Below are 19,630 nucleotides of genomic sequence, written 5' to 3'. Positions count from 1 at the left end.
GTGCGATTGCCGGAGTTTTAGGGCGTTCGGCGACGAAAGAAGTAGCGCGTCTCATTTTCGACAAAGTACTCCATATCGTTGAGACTAGACTTGCGGCCCCCGGTTTGTACCGTTGTCGTGCTTAGCCACTCCCAGCCATGACGGCCTAAATAATTGCAGATATCAATGATACTGCCGGATTGATGGATGGTCTTCGCCATCTCGGCCATTTCGGGGTCAGCTACTTCTCCGGGGGCAGGCTGCCCATATTCTAGGCGTGCCCGGCTTGAATTGAAATAGCGGTCATCAGCAACAACCAAGGCACAATAGCGGGAGGGCGCGCTGACGGGCGCGGTAGTGGTAGGCGCACTCTGCGCGTAGACCCTGGGCGCTAGTGACAAACAGCAGGCAATCAGCAGGTATTTCATGCCAGCCAAGATAGCATAGCGTACGGCTGTCGGAAGGGTGGGCATGAGAAAGCCCCGCTAGTGGGCAGGGCTTATATCTTTTTAATTAATAAGCCCCGCCATTACGGCGAGGCTTCTCAGATGAACTAGGGCGTGAGGACAATAAAGCGGAGTAATATATCTTTGTTTTTTGACTCAATTTTATGCGTCGCCACGAAGTTTCGGATGCTACCTGGGAGGTGGTTTCTCCCCACTTATCAGGCAAAGCCAGTGATTGCGGGGTGACGGCCACAGATAACCGCTTGTTTTTCAATGCGGTGCTCTGGATTGCCCGCACGGGCTGCCCGTGGGCCGATTTACCTGAACGCTTCGGCAAATCCAACACGGCCTGCAAACGCTTTCGGCGGCTGGCTAAAAAGAGGGTGTGGGAGCGGCTCTTCGCCACCGTCCAGACGCCCGACTTAGCCTGGGTGATGCTCGATTCGACCATCCTGCGGGCTCATCAACATTCGGCGGGCCAAAAAAAAGTGACCCCCAAACCGAATGCCTCGGCCGCAGCCAAGGTGGGGTAAGCACCAAGATTCACGCGTGTGTCGAGGCGCAGGGGCACGCCGTACGCCTGATTGCCACGATGGGCCAGGCGGGCGACACGCCCCAGACGCTGCCCTTGCTGGCGGGCTTGCAGCCGGGCAAAGTGCTGGCCGATACCGCCTATGATAGTGATGAAAACCGGGCGTACTGCGCCGAGCAGGGCATGGAGGCGGTGATTCCAAACCGCCCCAATCGGGTCGAGCCCTTCGCCTTAGACCAGCAGACCTACCGCCAGCGCAAGAAAATCGAGCACTTTTTTGGGCGGCTCAAACAGTACCGTCGGCTGGCCACGCGCTATGAAAAAACGATTGTCTCTTTTCTGGGATTCTGGTATATTGGTGCAGCAATGGATTGGATTACTTGATTTAATAATTGTCCTCACGCCTTAGTGGCTACTGAGTCTAACTCTTCTTCGTCCTGCGAAATAACAATAGTTAGGTGGAAGACTTGAGTTAAGCTGAATATGTTAACTATAATGTCTTTAAATGCGAAAATCGTATAGAATAGCATAGTTAATAGTAAGTAACTAACACCGTAATCTATATATCTAAATAATGTCAGAAACCAGCTATAGTTATTTGGTATTTTAATATCTATCAGCATTGAAAATCGAGTAATCAAAGCAAATAGCAATGTTATTGACTGCACTAAAATTGTTAATGCAAAAATGCAACTGACTTTTTGAAATACACTAATGTTGCTGTTTTTAGGTATTTTGGTTAGATTGCCTAATAATTTATTATTCGAAAAACTTATCAGTATAGTATAGCCTCCGAGCAAAAATCCTAGGAGAGATGGCATCACAGAGATTGTTGCTTCTGTAATACTTGTTAACATCTTCTGCGAATCTGCTTTAGTCGCTAGTAGAAAAACTATTAAGATGGTGCTTGCGATTGTGGGCCATAAAATACCTTTCCTTAATAAGTCTTTAGGGTACAGATGCCTGAGGCCGGCGAAACCAGCTTCATGCTGCTTAACTAAATTAGTGACATCATTCATCTTGCTGAGTGGTTCTAGGCCGCGGGTACATCTGTAAAAGTTTATCACCCACGTCACCAAGTAAATTGCTAGGTTGCGCGGAAGTTATCGTCTCTGTGCGAGGGGCAGTACTGGGCCTGATGACCTTTTTCTTACCTGTTGGGCTTACTTCTGTTGCTTCGACGGTCCCGTTATTCTTTGCTGCGCCCAGAGCGCCCGCCAATACTGAACTCTTACTCGGGTCCAATAGTTCACCGTCTTCAGCCACTGCCTCTATCCTCCATCTTCTTGATTTAGTGGCCCTTACCTGCTCTTCAATCATAGCTGCAAAGTCGTCAGTTATGTCATTATTGGAGAAGTTTAAGGTAATATCCAGACGAGACAATGACTTGGATTCCAAGATGCGATTGTACTGTTCCTCAGAGGGAGCGATATCTATCTCGATATGCTGCTCAGGCTCTAATGCAAATTTGAATGCGCGTTCAAAAAATATTTTAGCTTGGAATGGAGTCAATGTTTTAGCGCCGCGCTTCAGTGCTAAACGATGATTTTCCGGTATAAAATAAAATGGGGTATGCCTACTGTTAGCTGCCATACCAGCCGGTATTGGTACATCCGTTTCTTGAGCTTCTGGATTATCTATTTCTAGCCATTTACCGCTTTCGATAATTGTATAGCGAGTGATAAACCCGAGAATAATATCTCGGCCATTTGCGCGCTCACGCTGGCAGCGCCAGATAATACCACCTAAATCAGACGCTAGCCTAATCTTTTTTTTCTGATTAGCCATCTTCATGAATAGGTCCGCATATTGAGCAGGTGTACTATCCTTGTTACCGTGCTGCCTAATCTTAATGTTTAATGTAGTGAATGTTGTGCGAATTTCAGCAGACTTCTTTTTGGACATTTTGGGTTTGTTTTCAAAGATTTAGAAAATCCTTTACAGCTTCTGTGCAATCCACAAAAATTTGCAAAAAGAAAAAAGCCCGTGCGCCTGGCAGAGCGCAACGGGCTTAGCCGCTAGCCGCGATTCGGCCAGTGGTGAAGTCGGAAGCAGCGTCTGCCAACGCGCACCTGTGAAAGGTGTCCAAATATACACGGGTTTAGTAATATTGATGCTGACTAGTACGGCGCCTCACGCCTTCGCCCCATGCTCACCCACCGCTGCCACCGCTGCCCGACCTGCTGCCCCGTCGCCTGGCATTTGACTTAGCTATCGTACTGCTACTAGTTACTGTGTGGCGCAGCTGGCGAGTTCAGCATCCGGCTCCAGTTTTAGTACTACCTACTGCTTTAATTTAGCTGCATTCTCAATGCATTGACTCATGGCCTCATACACACTTCTGACCTCACCCGAAGATTTATTTCGCAAGCTCGAAGCAGATTTCGCGGCATTCTCTGGCGAACTTGATTCGACTTACAAAGCAATGGACTGCGCCACTTCAGCTTGGCATTTAGTAGACTGGACACTACTTAGCTACGAACAGGGCACTTATGGCCCAAATGGCATTAAAGCCTATCGAGCTTACCTAACTACTCAATGCCCAGCGCTCGATGTAATGCATGATGTAGTTACAGGCATGAAACACCTGACTGTTAGTAAGCCTCGGTCAGATATGGCACAAAGCCGTGTCGCTTTTGAAAGTTACTATCCACCTACATATACCGAGACTTACGGCAATAACTGGTTATTAATTGATTTTCAAGATGGTACTACGCAAACCATGCGTAGCCTTGTTAGCCAAACAGTAGAATTTTGGCGAACTTATTTAAGTAGCAAAGTGCTGCCTACGCTAGGCGCTACCCCTTCACCCACCACTTCTTAAACACCGCCCCACTCACCACCAGCGGCTCGGCCCCTTCCCGCGCGTAGTTCAGCTCAAGCTACCTAGACAATGCCTCATCATAATAGAAGTGGATGTAGTAAGGCAGTGAGATACGAGGCTGCAAAGAACTGGCTTGACTTATAAATTTTCATAATTGTCCCCTAAACCGTCCCCCGAAAAAGCAAAAGCCCCGTTTCCAGCTTGGAAACGGGGCTTTTTGCAGAGAAGGAGGGATTCGAACCCCCGGACCTGTTACAGTCAGCGGTTTTCAAGACCGCCGCAATCGACCACTCTGCCACTTCTCTAGAAATAAAATGGCAAACCGATGAACTAGCGAAGCGTGGAAGCTACTTCGCCAATTCATTAATTCACCATTTCGTAGAGAGGGGGGGATTCGAACCCCCGATACCGTTGCCGGTATAACGGTTTTCGAAACCGTCGCATTCGACCACTCTGCCACCTCTCTAAAGGTCCCAAACGAGTGGTTGGGGCTGCAAAAGTAGATACGTAATGACTAATGACAAGTGACTACGGACTATTTTTTTTTAATCTCACACTAACTAATTAGATAGTAGTTATTTGTCATTAGGCAATAATTTCAGTCTTCCCGTCACGGCGTCGATGCTTACATTGACTTCGAAGCCAATGATGAGCGTCATGCACACAAACTCCAGCCACACCATAAAGCCTACCAGCGCCCCAATGGAGCCGTAGAAGTGGTTGTAGGAGTTGAAGATGCGCACATAGAGCGTGAACAGGAAGGACACCAGAAAGATGAGGAGCGTGGCTACCAGCGCGCCGGTTGAGATAAAGGGCCATTTGTCGTGCACGGGCGGCACGAAGTAGTAGATGACGCAGGTAGTGGTCAGAAAAAGGCCGATAAGCGAGCCGTAGCGTAGCACCAGAATCATGAATTCGGTGGAGCTTTCGGGCACTACTTCGTAGAATACCAGCGCGTCGATGATGAAGGTGCCGAAAAAGATACCCGCGATGGAGAGCACCAGAATCAGGGCCAGAATAAACGTTAGGCCAGTAGCGATGAGGCGCTTGCGAAAGTATCCACGGTGCTTGAACCACGGGTACTTCTTCTCAAAAGCGTCGAGCAGGGCCATAATGCCGTTGCTGGAAAGCACCAGGGCCGACACAAACCCGAACGAGAGCAGCCCGCCGTGCGGAATGCGGACAATATCCTCAATGGTACCCGCCGTGGCCGAGTATAGCTCGTGAGGCATGATATCGGCCAGAAACTGCAGAATGTCCACGTCCAGGTTCGGCACCGGGATGTAGGGGATGAGGGTGAACAGGAAGATGATGGTCGGAAACAGCGCCAGCGTGAGGTTGAAGGCCATGTAGGCCGCACGCTTTTCGAGCGAGTCGAGACGTAGCTCGTGCAGCACCCGCTCGCCCACGTCGTAGAGCGACACGTGGCCCCCGCCCAGCCGCCGGCGCTTGCCCCACGCCATGAGCATGCGGTAGGCACGGTGGCGGCGCACATCGGGTAGCACACGGCGGCGGGCGGGAGGAGCGTGCATTGGTAACTGAATAGGTGAGTAGATGGGTAAAGGAGCGGGCAGGCCGATGAGTTCACGAACTGGTTTTACCCGCGCCCTCACTCATCTACTCACCTGCTCACTTACCAAACGTGGCCGGGGCGGGCGCGTCGCCGGGGGTAGCGCGGCCGGTACCCAGTGGCCGGTCAGCTTCGGTTTCGGCAAAATACGGCGCCAGCTTTTCGCGCACGCTCGCCGGAATAGGTACCGGCCGGCCGGTAGTAGTGCTCACAAATACCATTAAGGTGTGGCCTACCGTCAGCAGCTCGTCGGCCTCGTTGCGGATTTCGTACTCAAACTTAACCCGTGAGCCCTCGACCAGCTCGCGCAGCATTACCTTGATAGTCAGCAAGTCGTCGTAGCGGGCGGGGCGGCGAAAGCGGGTTTGCAGCTCGCCCACGGGCATCCCTACCCCCTGCCCTTCGAGGTCTTTGTAGCGAATGCCCAGCTGCCGGAACGACTCGGTGCGGGCTACCTCAAAATAGGCCGCGTAGTTGCCGTGGTACACGTAGCCCATCTGGTCGGTTTCGGCGTAGCGCACGCGAATTTGAATATCGGCTTGGTACATAGGTAAAGTAGTAAGGCAAGCGAAGGCCGCCATTTTAGTTGTTCAACCAGGAAAAAACCTGATTCATCCACAAAATTCTTGGTTTAAACCAAGGGTTCGCAATAGTCTGGTTTAGCTTAGTAGCTTTGTGCATAGTTAAGCTTATTCTACTTTTCCACACGCGCCAGCTTTATGAATACTTCTCCTCACTTCCGCTATTACCTTGCTTTTGTGCTGCTTACGCTGCTTGGCTTGGTGGTGCGCGTGCAAAGCGTGGCTGGCCCCGAAGGGGCGGCAGGGGCTAAGCATACTGTAGCAGTAAAACCGCCCGGTAGCTAGCCAGTGGCAAACCATTGGGGAAGCGCCAGCGCGTAGCAGCCCCTACCCCCGCCCAAGCCGGCAAGCCGCCGTGGAGTGCGGCTGGCCCTGGCTACATAATGCCCGCCCGCGTGAGGGCGGCCTGGTAGCGGTGGGCGTTCACGAGGTGCTGCTGCTGGGTGGCGGCGAAAGCATGGTAGCCGCTGAAGTCGTCCTTGGCGCAGAAGTATAGGTAGTCGTTCTGCTCGGGGTGCAGCACGGCGTCGATGCTGGCGATGCTGGGCAGGTTGATGGGGCCGGGGGGTAAGCCGGCGTACTTGTACGTATTGTAGGGCGAGTCTTTTTGCAGGTGCACGTTGAGCACGCGCTTGATGCCGAAGTCGCCGTTGGCATACACCACGGTGGGGTCGGCTTGCAGCTTCATGCCGCGCTTGAGGCGGTTAAGATACACACCCGCAATGCGGGGGCGCTCGTCGGCATGCTGCTGCTGCTCGGCCTCCACGATGCTAGCCAGCGTGCTCACCTGCGCACGGCTGAGGCCCAGCTTCTCGCGGGCCGCGTCGCGGGCGGGCGTCCAGAACTTCTCGTATTCCGACTTCATTCGCTGCATGAGGTTTTGGGCCGAGGTATTCCAGTAGAGCTCGTAGGTGTTGGGGATGAACATCGAGAGCACCGTAGTCGTATCGAAACCCAGGCTGCGGGTATAGCTGGGGCTGCTCAGCAGCGAGTCGATTTGCTGGGGGCGGGCGTCAATCTGCTTGGATAGCTTGGCGGCCAGCTCGCGGCGCAGGCGCACGTTGGTAAACGTGAGCTTGAGCGGCTTTTGGCGGCCCGACTTCAGCAGGTTGATTACCTGGCGGTTGGTGGCGCCATCTACCAGTTCGTAGCGGCCTGGCTTCACGGCGCCGGGCTTATTGTAGCCCATCATCTTGCCCACAAAATACAGCGAGAGCCGGTCGATAACCGCGCCGCTTTTCTCCACCTGGGCCAGGGCCTTCTGCCAATTGTCGCCGCGCCGGATGTAGACGTAGGTCGGCCGGTCCTTGGTGTCGATGTTGGGGTTAAAGAAAACCTGGTAGAAATAATAAGAGAAGCACACCATTATCAAGCCGAGTATCACGCTCACGGTGCCGTAGCGATTGCGGCGCTTGATAGACTCTGCGCGGTACTCGAAAGCGGACTTTTTGACAGGTTCAGACATGGATTGAAAAATAAAGTTTGCGAAATTAACCCCCGGTTGGTCCTCCTACCCCCATCACCGCAAACAACTGGCGCGCCATTGGCTTGTAGCGCTTAGCTATTGAAAGGCGCGGAGGCCAAAACCGCCCGCCGTAGTACCTTTCCCACCCGAACGGGCTACCCCCGCTGCCTGTTCCTTCTTTTATATAAAATCTTTTTCTGCCCTATGTCCGCTACCCTGCTCCGCATCCACCCCGATAACCCGCCCCAAAATCGCATTCTGCAAGTAGTAGAAGTGTTGCGCAAGGGTGGGCTTATTATTTACCCCACCGATACGGTTTATGGCATTGGGTGTGATATCAACAACGCGAAAGCAGTTGAAAAGCTCTGCCGCATTAAGGGCTTAAAGCCTGAGAAAGCTAACCTTAGCTTTATTTGTCACGACTTGTCGCACATCAGCGACTACGCGCACGGCATTACTACCCCCGTGTTTAAGGTCATTAAAAAAGCCCTACCCGGCCCCTTTACCTTCATTTTCGAAGCTAGCCCCAACGCGCCCCGCTACGGCGGCGTGAAGCGCAGCACGGTGGGCATTCGGGTACCTGATAATCAGATTGTGCGCCAAATAGTGAAAGAATTTGGTACGCCCATCGTGAGTACATCGGTGCGCGAAAGCGCGGAGACGTTGGAAGAATACGTGACCGACCCGGACCTGATTTTTGAGAAATACCGCTCGCTCGTAGACCTCGTCATCGACGGCGGCTTTGGCGGCAACGAGCCCAGCACCATCGTGGATTGCACCAATGACGACTTTGAGCTGGTGCGCCAGGGCTTGGGCGACATTGAGCAGTTTCTGTAAGCGGTAAATGAGCAGTTGCGTACATGAGTAAGGGTAGCCTGGAGAATAAACTACTCCAGGCTACCCTTACTCATGTACGCAACTGCTCATTTACCGCTTGTGCTTCCAGCGGCGATGCGTCCAGAGGTATTGCTCGGGGGCCGCGCCGATATCGGCGGCCAGTAGCTGCACGAAGGAGGCTATAATCGGGTAATGAGCAGCATCTGGGGGAAGGCTAGTAGTAGCCGCATCGCCAGGCAATTCTGTGAAAGTGACGGTATAGTAGCCGCGCTTTACCCGCCGGGTGCGGGCGCAGAGCACTACAGCGGCGAATTGCGGCGTCAGGCGGTCGACACTGGTATAAAAGCCAGCCGGCCGATGCAGGAAATCAGTCCAGTACGGACGGTCGTCGGGGCCAGCGGCCTGGTCCGATACTAGACTTAGGATTTGGCCCTGGCCCCGGTGGGCCACCAGGTACCGCAGCGTACTAAGCATCGGTACCACCTCGGCGCCGAGGCGCATGCGCAAGCGGCGCACATAATACTCAAAAAACTTGTTGCCCAGCGGCTTATATACCCCGGCCACCTGCCCTGGAAACCTGACCGCGGCCCCGGCCAGCACCCATTCCCAGTTACCCATGTGTGAGCCGACGCCCAATACCTGCCGGCCCTGGGCCAAATAGCCGCCCAGCAATTCGGGATTGGTAAAGTGCACGCGGCGTTGCAGCTCGGCTGCGTTGATGCTGGCCAACTTGAGAATTTCGACCATTACCTGCGCGAAGTGCCAGTAAAACTGCCGGGCCACGTGCTGAATTTCGGCAGCTGACTTTTCGGGAAAAGCATGACGCAGGTTATCAAGCACTACCTGCTGGCGATAGCGCACCACGTAGGCCAGCAGCCAATAAAGACTCTTGGCGAAGCCATAAAGCACAACCAGCGGCAGATGAGCCAGAGTCAGTAACGGCCAGCTAAGCACACGGTAGTACCATGGCACGGCAGGGGTAGTACTCATCGGGGCACGGCGGCCCCCGCCGGAGCATACTCGGTAAGGCTGCGCTCGCCGCTTTGGCTCTGGGTAGCCAGCACCTTTTTGGTGGCTATGTCGCGGGCCTCGATGGTGAGCGTGAAGGGCCCGGCCGGAATGGGGCCGAGCGGCAGCTGGCCTACCACGGCTGTGGGCCGACCGGCCTGCGTGGTTACGGGGGGCGCGTCGGCGTCGGCAGCGGTGCCGTCGGGGGCAGCGAGATGGTAGTGCAAGCGCACCGAGCGACCGGCGGGCACCTGATTTAACTCGGTGTAAAAGAAGACGTTATCGGTCCATCGGCCATAGTAGCCGCTGGCCGCGCGGGTCAGCAGGTAGCCCCCGCGGTTGAAGACGCTTTGGGCGCTGGCCTTGGCAGCGGGCCGGGCCAGGAAAACCAAGTCGCTGAAAGCGGGACCCTTCGGCTCGGCAATGACGACGGGCAGCTCCACGGTCGTTTCGCCGTTGGCGGCTTTGTACTGGTCGCGGATGCGGCCGCGCAGCGTGTAGGTGCCGTCGGGCAGGGCTACGCGCTTGAGGAAGCTCAGCGGGTTTTTGATGGCAATGGTGGTGTCGCTGAGCACCGGCGGCTTCAGGGTCACGGTTTCCTGCCAGGCGGTGGTGCCGTCGGCTTTTAGAATGGTCAAATCGACTACCGCCGATGACTGAAACGACTTGGGCGCCCGCTGCCGGTAGGTGAGCGGCTGGGTCGGCACCATTACCGAAATCTCGATTTCGCCGCCTTTCTGCACCTGGTCGAGGTTGCGAAACTTGGCCACCCGCAGCAGCAGCTGCGGCGGGCCGGCCTGGGCACCAAGACTGGCCGCCAAGACCAGCGAAAGAGAGAGGGGTAGGAAACGCATAGAGAACAAAAATAAGCAAGTAGTGGGCGCCAGGGCCATTACCGTGCCGGACGAAGAGCTCGTAAAACGGAGTGACACTCCGTTTCCGCGTGCGCAAGTTGTGCAGCGGCCAACGGAATACCCCTCCGTTTTACACGGCTGCGGCTACCTTGCGGCCATGTCCGTTGTCCTGACCGAGCTGCATTACCTGCCATCTATTCCGTTTTTTCAGCAGCTATTGTCGGCTGATGAGCTACTGCTCGACGCCCACGAGCACTACCACAAACAAACCTACCGCAACCGCTGCCTGGTACTCACGGTGCAAGGCCCGCAGCCGCTCACGGTGCCGGTGATTGATGGCGCCCGCGCCGCGAAGGTGCGCACCAGCGAAATCGAGATTGACTACCGCCAGAACTGGCGGCACCGCCACTTTCGCACCCTGCAAACCGCCTACGGGGCCTCGCCGTACTTTGGCTACTACGCTGATTACTTGCAGGATATTTACGCCCAGAAGCCCGCCCGCCTCTGGGAGTTGAACCTGGCTTTTTTACAGCTGTTGTTTCGCTGCCTGCGCTGGCCGCTCCCTATTGAGCTCACGGCCGAGTACCTGGCCCCTACCCCCCCGGCGCCGGGCCAGGAGGCGCTACTCGACCGGCGCGACTTCTTGACACCTAAAGCCCTGCCGAACGGGCTAGAACCTGACAGACCGTCGCCCCATTCATACCCTCAGGTATTTGGTACCGCATTTGTACCAAACCTTAGCGTGTTGGACTTGCTGTTTATGCAAGGGCCGGGGGCGGGGCAGTTTTTATAGACCCAGGAGAAGGTCAATTTTATTTTGGTCGAACCTTCGCTCCCAGGCGCTTGTTTTTCAAATATTCCGCTTTCCTTTACGTATCTGTGTAGCGTAACTATTCAGGCCGTTTTCGGTACAGCTACTATCTGCGTCTTATTAATATCTTGCTTGCATGGAAGCTAAATTTTCAAACCGCGTCAAGGAGGTTATTTCCTTGAGCCGGGAGGAGGCCATCCGGCTGGGCCACGACTACATCGGTACTGAGCACTTGCTGCTGGGCATGATTCGCGAAGGCGAAGGCACGGCCCTCGGCTTGCTGAAAAAGCTCGGCGTGGCCACCGATGAGCTGAAGTTTGCTCTTGAGCAAGCCACGCGCAACACAGCCTCCACCCAAGGCACCAGCATTACCGGCTCGATTCCGCTAACCAAGCAGACCGAGAAGGTGCTGAAAATCACCTACCTCGAAGCCAAGATTTTCAAGTCGGAAATCATTGGTACCGAGCACCTGCTCCTCTCCATTTTGCGCGATGAGGACAACATATCTTCTCAAATTCTTTCCAAATTCAACGTGAACTACGAAACCGTGCGCGACTCGCTTGACTACCACGGCGCGGCTCCCACTACCGGCCCCAAAGCCGGCCCGGAGGCTGACGACGATGACGACCGCCTCTTTGGCCAAGGCCAGGGCGGGGCTGGCCGGGGCCAGCAAGGTGGGCAAGGCGGTGCCGCTGGCACCCGCAAAGCCGGGGAGAAGTCGCGCACGCCGGTGCTCGACAACTTCGGCCGCGACCTCACCAAGCTAGCCGAGGATGACAAGCTCGACCCCATCGTGGGCCGTGAAAAAGAGATTGAGCGCGTGGCCCAGGTACTGAGCCGCCGTAAAAAGAATAACCCGATTCTCATTGGTGAGCCGGGGGTAGGCAAAACGGCAATTGCCGAAGGCTTGGCCCTGCGCATTATCCAGAAGAAAGTGAGCCGCGTGCTCTTCAACAAGCGTGTAGTAACACTGGACTTGGCTTCGCTGGTGGCTGGCACCAAGTACCGTGGCCAGTTCGAGGAGCGTATGAAGGCCGTGATGAACGAGCTGGAGAAGTCGCCCGACGTGATTCTGTTCATTGATGAACTGCACACGATTGTGGGCGCCGGCGGTGCCTCGGGCTCGCTCGATGCTTCAAATATGTTCAAGCCAGCTTTGGCCCGCGGTGAGATTCAATGCATCGGCGCTACCACGCTGGACGAGTATCGCCAGTATATTGAGAAGGATGGCGCCTTGGCTCGTCGCTTCCAGATGGTGATGGTGGACCCCACTACCCCCGAGGAAACGATTGAAATCCTGCACAACATCAAGGACAAGTACCAGGACCACCACCACGTGGTGTACACGGACAAGGCCATCGAGCAGTGCGTAAAGCTGAGCGACCGCTACATGAGCGACCGCTTCCTGCCGGACAAAGCCATCGACATCTTGGACGAGGCTGGTGCCCGCGTGCACATCAACAACATCGTGGTGCCGGAGGATATTCTCAAGCTCGAAGAGCAGATTGAGAACATCAAGGGTGAGAAAAATCGCGTGGTAAAATCGCAGCGTTACGAGGAAGCTGCTAAGCTCCGCGACAACGAGAAGAAGCTATTGGAGCAGCTCGAGTCGGCTAAGAAAAGCTGGGAAGACGAGACCAAGAAGAAGCGTTACACGGTGAAGGAGGAAAACGTGGCTGAGGTAATCGCCATGATGACCGGCATCCCCGTGAACCGCGTGGCCCAGAACGAAAGCCAGAAGCTGCTCAACATGGGTGAGGAGCTGCAAGGAAAGGTAATTGGCCAGGAAAAAGCTATCAAGCAGCTGGTGAAAGCTATTCAGCGCACCCGCGTGGGCCTGAAAGACCCGAAGAAGCCGATTGGCTCGTTCGTGTTCCTCGGCCCTACGGGTGTGGGTAAGACGGAGCTGGCTAAGGTACTGGCTACCTACCTCTTCGACAAGGAAGATGCGCTAGTGCGCGTGGATATGTCGGAGTACATGGAGAAATTCAGCGTATCGCGCTTGGTCGGCGCGCCTCCCGGCTACGTGGGTTACGAAGAGGGCGGCCAGCTGACGGAGAAAATCCGCCGCAAGCCGTACTCGGTTATCCTGCTCGACGAGATTGAGAAGGCGCACCCGGACGTGTACAACCTGCTGCTGCAAGTGCTGGACGACGGTATTCTGACCGACGGCCTGGGCCGCAAGGTGGACTTCCGGAACACCATCATTATCATGACCTCGAACATCGGGGCGCGTGACTTGCAGGATTTCGGCGCTGGCATTGGCTTCGGCACGAAGTCGCGCAATGAGAACATGGACGAGCTGACGAAGGGCACGATAACCAACGCCCTGAAGAAGACTTTTTCGCCAGAGTTCCTCAACCGTTTGGATGATGTGGTCGTTTTCAACTCCCTGGAGAAGAAGGATATCCACAAGATTATCGACATCAGCCTTGGCAAGCTGTTGAGCCGCGTGCTCGCGCTCGGCTACAAAGTGGAGCTGACGGAAAAAGCCAAGGATTTCGTATCGGATAAGGGTTACGACCCCAAGTACGGTGCGCGTCCGCTGAATCGGGCCATCCAGAAGTACATCGAAGACCCGATTGCCGAGGAAATCCTGAAAGCCCAGCTGTTGCACGGCGACATCATCACAGCCGACTATGAGGAAGGCAAAGAAGAGTTGTCATTCAGCATCGCCAAGAGCGATGAGGCCCCCAACCTGCCCAGCGACGAGCGGCCCGAAGAGGCGCCCTCAGAGCCGGAAGCTGGTGAGGTAAAATAACGAAGCATGAAAGTTGAAAAGGCCGGTTCCGCAGTGCGGGACCGGCCTTTTCGTGTTTAAACGCAAGTTGTTTCCTTAGCCGCCCTGCTTGCTACCCCCACCTTTGGTGTCGTCGTTGTTGATGCTCTTGCGCTGCTTGGCCTGGCCGGCCTGGCCAAAGCGGTAGCTGAAGCTGAACCGGAAGGCGCGCTGGTAGGAACGCGACTCCGAACGCTCGGTGAAATACTGGGTAGTAGTGGTAGTTCGATAAGGCCAGTAGGCGTTGAACGGGCTGCCGAAGTTGAGCACGAGGTCAGCTTTTTCTTTCAGCAGGCTCTTCTTCACGCCCATCTGGTAGTAGAGGTTGGCGGGGCCGGTGCCCTGAATCTCGGGGGTGGGTAGGGACGCATACACGAACCCTTGCACCGTGAACCCTTTATTCAACTTGTAAGAAGTATTGCCGTTGATGCCCGCCGTGAAGCCTTGGCGCTCTGCATTGAGCGCCACGCTGCGGCGCACGATGTACTGCACATCGGGGCCGGCGCTTAGGTCCCACTTGGGCAACGGCTTAGCCGAGAGGTACACGTTGAACTGGTAGTAGGTATTGGCCGCCACGTTGGCAAACGTCTGGACCGTGACGCTGGGGTCGGGCACGATGGTTTCGGGCAACGCCACAAGCGGGTTGGTAGTCAGGAAGCGAACCTGCTCGATGGCATTGCCCGTGTGGCGCACCGAGAGCGAGGCATTGAGGCTCATTGTTTTAATGCTGGTGTTGTAGCTCAGCTCGTAGGAATCCGTCAGTTCGGGGTCGAGATTGGGGTTGCCGTAAGAGATGTTTTTGGCATCGGAACGGTCGATAAACGGGTTGAGATAGTCGATGTAGGGCCGAGTGATACGGCGGCTGTAGGCTAGGCGCAGGCTGGTAACCTCGCTGAAGGCGTAGCGCGCATTGCCATTAGGTAGCGGTGTCACGTAGCTGCGCGTGAAGCCGGGATTATTCACAAAATCGGCGGCCAGGCCGGTGCGCTCCACCCTACCCCCCAGGCTGGCGCTGAGCTTCTTACCCACCCCAAAACCATAGGTGGCGTAGGCTGCCTGCACATCCTGCGAATAGTTGAAATTGGTGGAGCGCCGGGCCGAGCGGGTAAAATCGGACGACAGCGCGGGGTACAGCGTATCGACATCGGCAATGGAGCCGGTGCTGCGGAATATGGCTTTCAGGCCCAGCTCCAAGGTTTTTTTATCGCCGAAGGGCTGCGTAAAATCGGTTTGAAAGGTGAAGGTGTGGCCCGGCGTGCGGCCCCGGCTGCGCTCGCGGTAGCTGGCCTGGCTCTGCTCTAGCGGGATTGCCGAGTTGGTGTACTGGTCAAAGTCGTAGCCAAAGGTGCCGGTGTTGAGCGCGTACTGGCCCAGCACGCTCCACTCCTTGCGCGCCTGCTTAAAGGTGCGCGTGTAGGTGCCGGTACCCTCCACGTTGAGGCCGCTGAAAATATTCTTGGTAGCGCGCGTGTACAGCGGGTTACTCACTGGGAAAGCGGCTCGGTCCTGGCTAAACAGGTCCTGCGTGGTATTGCCGCCGTAGTGGTTTATGGAGCCAGCCAGCGAAAAGCTGTGATACTCGGCAGGGTCGTAGTCGAGGCCAATGGTACCGTACTGCCAGGCTCCTTTATTATAAGAGCCGCCGCTCTGGCGCAGCGTATCGTTGCCGAGGGAGGTGTAGTTGATGCGCTCGCGGCTGAAATCGCCGGGGTTGTACCAGGCGCCCGCGTTGGCCGACGACGTGAAGCCGAACTTGCCCTTCCGAAAATTCAGGGCCGAGTTGAAGTTACTGTTGCGGTTGCCGCTGCTGGCCCCAATACGGCCATTCACGCCCTGGTCCACACCTTTTTTCAGAATAATATTGATGATGCCCGCCGTGCCCTCGCCATCGTACTTGGCCGAGGGGGTAGTGATTACTTCCACGCTCTTTATCTGGTCGGCTGGAATACTCTTGAGGGCTTCGGCCAGGTTGCTGGCCAGCGTGGGCGAGGGCTTGTTATTGACGAGCACCTTGAAATTCGCCGAGCCGCGCATCTTCACGTTGCCGTCGCCATCCACGGCCAGCAGCGGGGCCTTGCGCAGCACATCCTGGGCGGTGCCGCCGGCGTTGCTCACATCTTGGTCGGCATTATATACGAGGCGGTCGGGGCGCACTTCTACTACCGGCTTCTGGCCCACTATTATCGCCTCGCCGAGCGCTTGGGCCGCGGTGGGCAGCAGAAACGTGCCGACCGCCGTGGGCCCTACCCCCACCGTGACGGACCGGGTGCGAGTGCCGTAGCCCACGTAGCTGGCCCGCAGCCGAAACGCGCCCGCCGCCAGCTTAGGCAGGTTGAAGTGGCCTTGGTCGTCGGCGGCCACGCCGGTGATGGGCTTATCGCCGGTGGGCGGCAGCAGCACCACCGTAGCATAGGCTACCGGCTGGCGGCTCAGTGAGTCAAGCACCGTGCCGGTGAGCGAGCCAGTAGCCGCGGGGGGGGTAGGAACTTGGGCGGCGACCGGGCCACGCAGGCAAAGCAGGAGTAGCAGCAGGGCGGCCAGCCGCCAATGCGTAGTTGTTTTCACGAGCGAATGATTAGAAAGCGCAGTATGGCGATATGGATGCCCCATACTACAGATTGGTTGCTTAAGGGCCAGCTGTTTTTTTCAGCCGCTGCCGCGGCTACCGGGGTCGGCCCCGTTTTGTTACCGGGTAGGCGCGTTGTTTTTTTTGGCGAGCGGCTACTTGCGCAGTCCCTCGTAGCCCATGCCCAGGCCCGACGTGCGGCCGGTGACGCGGAAATCGAGCACGGCCTGGTGCTCGCCCAGGTTGCGCACCAGCGCCGCCGAGCCCGCCGCAAAGGCCAGCTCGGTACGCTGGCCGGGTTCGAGGCGGCCTAGCTCGTGCAGCGACCCGTCGGCCCGGCGCTCGGCCACGCTCACCGGCACGGGCCCTACGTTGTGAGCCGCCACCCGAAAGGCCCCGCGCTGCCCACCGCCCAGCACAAACTGCTTGCCGGCGTCGATAAAAGTTTGGGAAATAATGGGGCCGCCGAAGGCAAACAGTAGGGTGCCCGTCAGCAGGGCGGTGAGCAGGCAGGTAAGCATGGCAGGCGGGAGATGAAGAGTGAAACGATGACCCAAAGGTCCCCTACCCCCCTTATTCCGGCGCTCCAGGTCATTATCTGGGCCGTCCCAACTTATGATTTGGGCCGCGCTACCTCGCTGGGTGCCTGGTCCAACAGCTTCTTAAATACGCGATTAAACGTTGATTTTGAGTTGAATCCGCTTTCCAGCGCCACGCCCACCAGCGAGTAGTGCCCAAAGCGCGGGTCGGCCAGCTTGCGGCGCGCCTCCTCCACCCGGTAGGTATTCACGAAGTCGTTGAAGTTCTGCCCGCAGCCCATATTAATGACTTTGGAAAGTAGGCCGGGGTTGGTGCGCAGGCGCTGGGCCAGCTCGGTGAGGGTCAATTCGGGCTCCAGCCAGGGCTGCTCGGTAGCCATGAGGGCCAGTAGCTTATCGCGCCAGGGCAGTAGCTCGGGGGGCAGTGCGGTGGGAGGCAAGCCGGCTTCGGGCCCCACTAGGGGGGTAGGCGGGCTGGGTACGGCTGTAGGCAGCAGGGCCGTATCGGCAGCGGCCGGCGGCGCTTCGGCTACTGCGTTGGGCAGCGCTTCGGCCGCGCTGGGCACGGGCGCGGGCGCGGCCCCGAAGCGTAGGGGTGTAGTAGCGGCGGCATAATTAGCCTGAATACCCACCACGATTAACCCGTAGATAAGCACGCCGCGCAGGGCGAAGAAGTACCACGATACATCGTAGTTAAACTCAAACACGTAATTAAGCAGAGTAAAAGCGAAGCCCACGGTCAGCACCAGCGCTTGAAGCACCAGCAGCTGCCGCAGCCCGGCAAAGCGCAGGCGCTCGGGGTCCGAGAAGTTGTCGTTGAGGTAGTGGCGGTAGCGGCGGTAGTCAGCCAGCACCCGCAGGCCGTAGCCCAGTAGCAGCGCGTAGCCCAGCAGCGCCTCCGGGAAGTACAATCCATCGAGGGCCGTGGCGGCGGCGCCTTTGGTGCCAAAGAAGTCGGGCAGCACCTGCCCTTTTATGCCCCGGCACCACAGCAAGTCGTAGATAGCAGCGGCGGCAAACAAGCCCAACTCCAGCAGACCCGGCACCAGGTGCCAGGCCTGTCGCCGCCAGCTAAACTCCTGGTTGGTGAGGCTGCGAAAATACAGGTAGTAGGCCGGCCCCAGCAGCATAATTGCCCGCCAGGGCACGTAGAACATGATGGTCGAGTGCCCGTCGTGGCTATCAAACCAGCCGGCGTAGCCCAGCAGCCACTGGCTCACGCTGAGGGTGGGTAGGGCAATGAGCAGGGCCAGCAGCGCGTCGGGGGCCGCCCCGCGCCGCACGGCCCGGCCCAGCAGCCACAGCGTAGCCACTGCCCCCGGCACCACAAACGGAAGAAGCAGGGAGCTGCGCGGACCAAAGCTGAATAGCATAGCTACGAAAGTACGCCGCGGGCCATAAGGCCTTATTGCTATTCTCCCGTAGCTTTGAGACAACTCCCCCTCTATTTCTGGCCACATTATGCACATCCTCCGCCACGTTGATTTAACGCGTATTTTTTTCGTCGATATCGAAACCGTGCCGAGCTTCGCTACCCACGCCGAGCTACCCGAAACCCACCAGCCGCTGTGGAAGAAATTTTGTGAGAAGCGCCACGCCCGCGAGCTGGCCGATGGCCAAACCCACGAGGAGCTATTCCGCAACGGCGGCCTCTACGCCGAGTTTGGCAAGGTGGTGTGCATCTCGGTGGGCTTCTTCCGGCCGTTGAAAGACGAGACGCTGGAGTTTCGCACCAAGTCCTTCGCCAACGACGACGAATGTGAGGTACTGCGCGGCTTCGGGCAGTTTTTGCAGCGCTACGCCCCCTACGGCCCCGCCCGCTACGCCAAGCTCGACACGGCGGCCCCCGACGGCCACTTTCTCTGCGCGCACAACGGCCGGGAGTTCGACTACGGTTACTTGGGCCGGCGCATGCTCATCTGCGGGCAGCCCATTCCGCCCATGCTCGATGTGGCCGGCCACAAGCCCTGGGACCTACCCCACCTGCTCGACACGATGGACCTCTGGAAGTTTGGCGATAACAAGGGCCACATCTCCCTACCCCTGCTGGCGGGCGTGTTCAACATCCCATCGCCCAAAGACGATATCGACGGCTCACAGGTAGCCCATGTCTACTGGGAAGAGAGGAACCTGGGCCGCATCGTGGTGTATTGCGAGAAAGACGTTATCACAACGGCGCGCGTGTACCTGCACTATACCGGCCAGCAGGCCCTTTGGCCCGAAGTGCAGCTCACTCAGGTACCCTGGCTAGCGGCACAGCCAGCCACCTAGCTAACAGTTCCCTTTACGCATTCCTACCAGAAGGTCGCCGCCAGGTGACCTTTTTTTGTATCCATCCAATACACCAATCACCTTTCACCAATTGTGTTAATTAATTTAATACAACTTGTATTTTTTCAGCAATTAGTTTAAAGAATTACGAGGAGCCTTTTTAGTTAACTATTAATCTTAAATAAATTCAATAAAACTGAAAATAATTCTGCTTAAAATGGCTAAAAACACGCTTTTACGAAATTTTTTCTTACATTTACTCCCGCTTAGCTAGCATTTAAAACAAAGCAATTGCCGATTTCTTATTGATTATTTTTTAGAAGAATAATTATAATTTATAATCAAAACAAATTATTGTTAGAAAATTGCTATTTGGTTACACATTTACTCTTTACTCCATGCGTTTACACTTATTATTATCTCTAGTATTATTATCAGGTTTAGTAAGCAGCTATACCGCCCTGGCCCAAGTAGTAGCTCCCAGCCAGGGCGGTGAGGTTGGCCTGATTGCAGTTACATCTACCACAATAAAACTGACCTTTGGAAACACTGGCAATGGCCAGGGGCG

The 19,630-nt window shown here is 56.3% G+C and carries 16 protein-coding genes, 2 tRNA genes and 1 pseudogene; 7 read left to right on the top strand and 12 right to left on the bottom strand.

Annotated elements, in window-relative coordinates; all coding sequences use genetic code 11:
* Positions 1–17 precede the first annotated feature (17 nt).
* On the bottom strand, positions 18–407 hold the full coding sequence (locus E4631_RS06070; protein ID WP_133657687.1) for a hypothetical protein: 390 nt from the start codon (positions 405–407) through the stop codon (positions 18–20).
* A gap of 209 nt (positions 408–616) precedes the next feature.
* On the opposite strand from E4631_RS06070, the pseudogene E4631_RS25830 reads away from it, so the two are divergent.
* Positions 617–1,341: pseudogene (locus E4631_RS25830) on the top strand (IS5 family transposase); the annotation flags it as partial.
* Between the two features lie 627 nt (positions 1,342–1,968).
* Here E4631_RS25830 and E4631_RS06055 read toward each other — a convergent pair.
* A complete protein-coding gene (locus E4631_RS06055) occupies positions 1,969–2,862 on the bottom strand; it encodes a DUF4747 family protein (protein WP_133657690.1) in 894 nt (297 codons plus the stop codon).
* Positions 2,863–3,280: 418 nt separating this feature from the next.
* Between E4631_RS06055 and E4631_RS06050 the strand changes: the two genes are divergently transcribed.
* Positions 3,281–3,781, top strand: a complete 501-nt coding sequence (locus E4631_RS06050; RefSeq protein ID WP_133657691.1) for a hypothetical protein — start codon at positions 3,281–3,283, stop codon at positions 3,779–3,781.
* A 220-nt stretch (positions 3,782–4,001) separates the two neighbouring features.
* On the opposite strand, the gene E4631_RS06045 is transcribed toward E4631_RS06050, so the two are convergent.
* The 4 genes from E4631_RS06045 to E4631_RS06030 all read right to left on the bottom strand — a co-directional run bounded on the left by E4631_RS06045 (position 4,002) and on the right by E4631_RS06030 (position 5,899).
* Positions 4,002–4,086, bottom strand: a tRNA-Ser gene (locus tag E4631_RS06045).
* A gap of 74 nt (positions 4,087–4,160) precedes the next feature.
* Positions 4,161–4,247, bottom strand: a tRNA-Ser gene (locus E4631_RS06040).
* 109 nt (positions 4,248–4,356) lie between these two features.
* A complete protein-coding gene (locus E4631_RS06035; protein WP_133657692.1) occupies positions 4,357–5,313 on the bottom strand; it encodes a YihY/virulence factor BrkB family protein in 957 nt (318 codons plus the stop codon).
* Positions 5,314–5,410: 97 nt separating this feature from the next.
* Positions 5,411–5,899 (bottom strand): thioesterase family protein, encoded by a 489-nt coding sequence (locus E4631_RS06030; protein WP_133657693.1) that lies wholly within the window; start codon positions 5,897–5,899, stop codon positions 5,411–5,413.
* Between the two features lie 171 nt (positions 5,900–6,070).
* Here E4631_RS06030 and E4631_RS25825 point away from each other — a divergent pair, with 171 nt between their 5' ends.
* Positions 6,071–6,217, top strand: a complete 147-nt coding sequence (locus E4631_RS25825) for a hypothetical protein (protein ID WP_167797029.1) — start codon at positions 6,071–6,073, stop codon at positions 6,215–6,217.
* Positions 6,218–6,308: 91 nt separating this feature from the next.
* Here the strand turns inward: E4631_RS25825 and mltG are convergent, their stop codons facing one another.
* Entirely contained in the window at positions 6,309–7,397 is a 1,089-nt protein-coding gene (mltG, locus tag E4631_RS06025; RefSeq protein WP_133657694.1) for an endolytic transglycosylase MltG, read from the bottom strand.
* A 204-nt stretch (positions 7,398–7,601) separates the two neighbouring features.
* On the opposite strand from mltG, the gene E4631_RS06020 reads away from it, so the two are divergent.
* The gene (locus E4631_RS06020; protein WP_133657695.1) at positions 7,602–8,234 is read left to right on the top strand and encodes an L-threonylcarbamoyladenylate synthase; all 633 of its coding nucleotides are present in this window, start codon (positions 7,602–7,604) and stop codon (positions 8,232–8,234) included.
* Positions 8,235–8,324: 90 nt separating this feature from the next.
* Here the strand turns inward: E4631_RS06020 and E4631_RS06015 are convergent, their stop codons facing one another.
* Positions 8,325–9,224 (bottom strand): lysophospholipid acyltransferase family protein, encoded by a 900-nt coding sequence (locus E4631_RS06015; protein WP_133657696.1) that lies wholly within the window; start codon positions 9,222–9,224, stop codon positions 8,325–8,327.
* A complete protein-coding gene (locus E4631_RS06010) occupies positions 9,221–10,096 on the bottom strand; it encodes a hypothetical protein (protein WP_133657697.1) in 876 nt (291 codons plus the stop codon). The genes E4631_RS06015 and E4631_RS06010 overlap by 4 nt, the downstream gene beginning before the upstream one ends.
* A 157-nt stretch (positions 10,097–10,253) precedes the next feature.
* Between E4631_RS06010 and E4631_RS06005 the strand changes: the two genes are divergently transcribed.
* Positions 10,254–10,889: a WbqC family protein gene (locus tag E4631_RS06005; protein ID WP_133657698.1), complete on the top strand. Its 636-nt coding sequence runs from the start codon at positions 10,254–10,256 to the stop codon at positions 10,887–10,889.
* A gap of 154 nt (positions 10,890–11,043) precedes the next feature.
* Complete coding sequence (locus E4631_RS06000) at positions 11,044–13,668, top strand: ATP-dependent Clp protease ATP-binding subunit (RefSeq protein ID WP_133657699.1); 2,625 nt, start codon at positions 11,044–11,046, stop codon at positions 13,666–13,668.
* A gap of 75 nt (positions 13,669–13,743) precedes the next feature.
* On the opposite strand, the gene E4631_RS05995 is transcribed toward E4631_RS06000, so the two are convergent.
* The 3 genes from E4631_RS05995 to E4631_RS05985 form a co-directional block, all read right to left on the bottom strand.
* A complete protein-coding gene (locus E4631_RS05995) occupies positions 13,744–16,251 on the bottom strand; it encodes a TonB-dependent receptor (protein WP_166648092.1) in 2,508 nt (835 codons plus the stop codon).
* A gap of 156 nt (positions 16,252–16,407) precedes the next feature.
* Positions 16,408–16,773: a hypothetical protein gene (locus E4631_RS05990; protein ID WP_133657701.1), complete on the bottom strand. Its 366-nt coding sequence runs from the start codon at positions 16,771–16,773 to the stop codon at positions 16,408–16,410.
* 92 nt (positions 16,774–16,865) lie between these two features.
* Positions 16,866–18,164: an AraC family transcriptional regulator gene (locus tag E4631_RS05985; protein ID WP_166648093.1), complete on the bottom strand. Its 1,299-nt coding sequence runs from the start codon at positions 18,162–18,164 to the stop codon at positions 16,866–16,868.
* 88 nt (positions 18,165–18,252) lie between these two features.
* On the opposite strand from E4631_RS05985, the gene E4631_RS05980 reads away from it, so the two are divergent.
* The gene (locus E4631_RS05980; protein WP_205704209.1) at positions 18,253–19,062 is read left to right on the top strand and encodes a ribonuclease H-like domain-containing protein; all 810 of its coding nucleotides are present in this window, start codon (positions 18,253–18,255) and stop codon (positions 19,060–19,062) included.
* Positions 19,063–19,630 lie beyond the last annotated feature (568 nt).

This window comes from Hymenobacter sp. UV11, from assembly GCF_004684095.1.
GTDB lineage: Bacteria > Bacteroidota > Bacteroidia > Cytophagales > Hymenobacteraceae > Hymenobacter.
The sequence above is the reverse complement of the archived record's forward strand: the minus strand, read 5'-3'. Positions and strand labels throughout refer to the sequence as shown.

Coding starts and splice junctions, on each gene's coding strand:
- E4631_RS05980 (WP_205704209.1), top strand. CDS start 18,253: ATGCACATCCTCCGCCACGTTGATTTAACGCGTATTTTTTTCGTCGAT.
- E4631_RS06015 (WP_133657696.1), bottom strand. CDS start 9,224: ATGAGTACTACCCCTGCCGTGCCATGGTACTACCGTGTGCTTAGCTGG.
- E4631_RS06030 (WP_133657693.1), bottom strand. CDS start 5,899: ATGTACCAAGCCGATATTCAAATTCGCGTGCGCTACGCCGAAACCGAC.
- E4631_RS06050 (WP_133657691.1), top strand. CDS start 3,281: ATGGCCTCATACACACTTCTGACCTCACCCGAAGATTTATTTCGCAAG.
- E4631_RS06035 (WP_133657692.1), bottom strand. CDS start 5,313: ATGCACGCTCCTCCCGCCCGCCGCCGTGTGCTACCCGATGTGCGCCGC.
- E4631_RS06005 (WP_133657698.1), top strand. CDS start 10,254: ATGTCCGTTGTCCTGACCGAGCTGCATTACCTGCCATCTATTCCGTTT.
- mltG (WP_133657694.1), bottom strand. CDS start 7,397: ATGTCTGAACCTGTCAAAAAGTCCGCTTTCGAGTACCGCGCAGAGTCT.
- E4631_RS06000 (WP_133657699.1), top strand. CDS start 11,044: ATGGAAGCTAAATTTTCAAACCGCGTCAAGGAGGTTATTTCCTTGAGC.
- E4631_RS06055 (WP_133657690.1), bottom strand. CDS start 2,862: ATGTCCAAAAAGAAGTCTGCTGAAATTCGCACAACATTCACTACATTA.
- E4631_RS06010 (WP_133657697.1), bottom strand. CDS start 10,096: ATGCGTTTCCTACCCCTCTCTCTTTCGCTGGTCTTGGCGGCCAGTCTT.
- E4631_RS05985 (WP_166648093.1), bottom strand. CDS start 18,164: ATGCTATTCAGCTTTGGTCCGCGCAGCTCCCTGCTTCTTCCGTTTGTG.
- E4631_RS25825 (WP_167797029.1), top strand. CDS start 6,071: ATGAATACTTCTCCTCACTTCCGCTATTACCTTGCTTTTGTGCTGCTT.
- E4631_RS05990 (WP_133657701.1), bottom strand. CDS start 16,773: ATGCTTACCTGCCTGCTCACCGCCCTGCTGACGGGCACCCTACTGTTT.
- E4631_RS06020 (WP_133657695.1), top strand. CDS start 7,602: ATGTCCGCTACCCTGCTCCGCATCCACCCCGATAACCCGCCCCAAAAT.
- E4631_RS06070 (WP_133657687.1), bottom strand. CDS start 407: ATGAAATACCTGCTGATTGCCTGCTGTTTGTCACTAGCGCCCAGGGTC.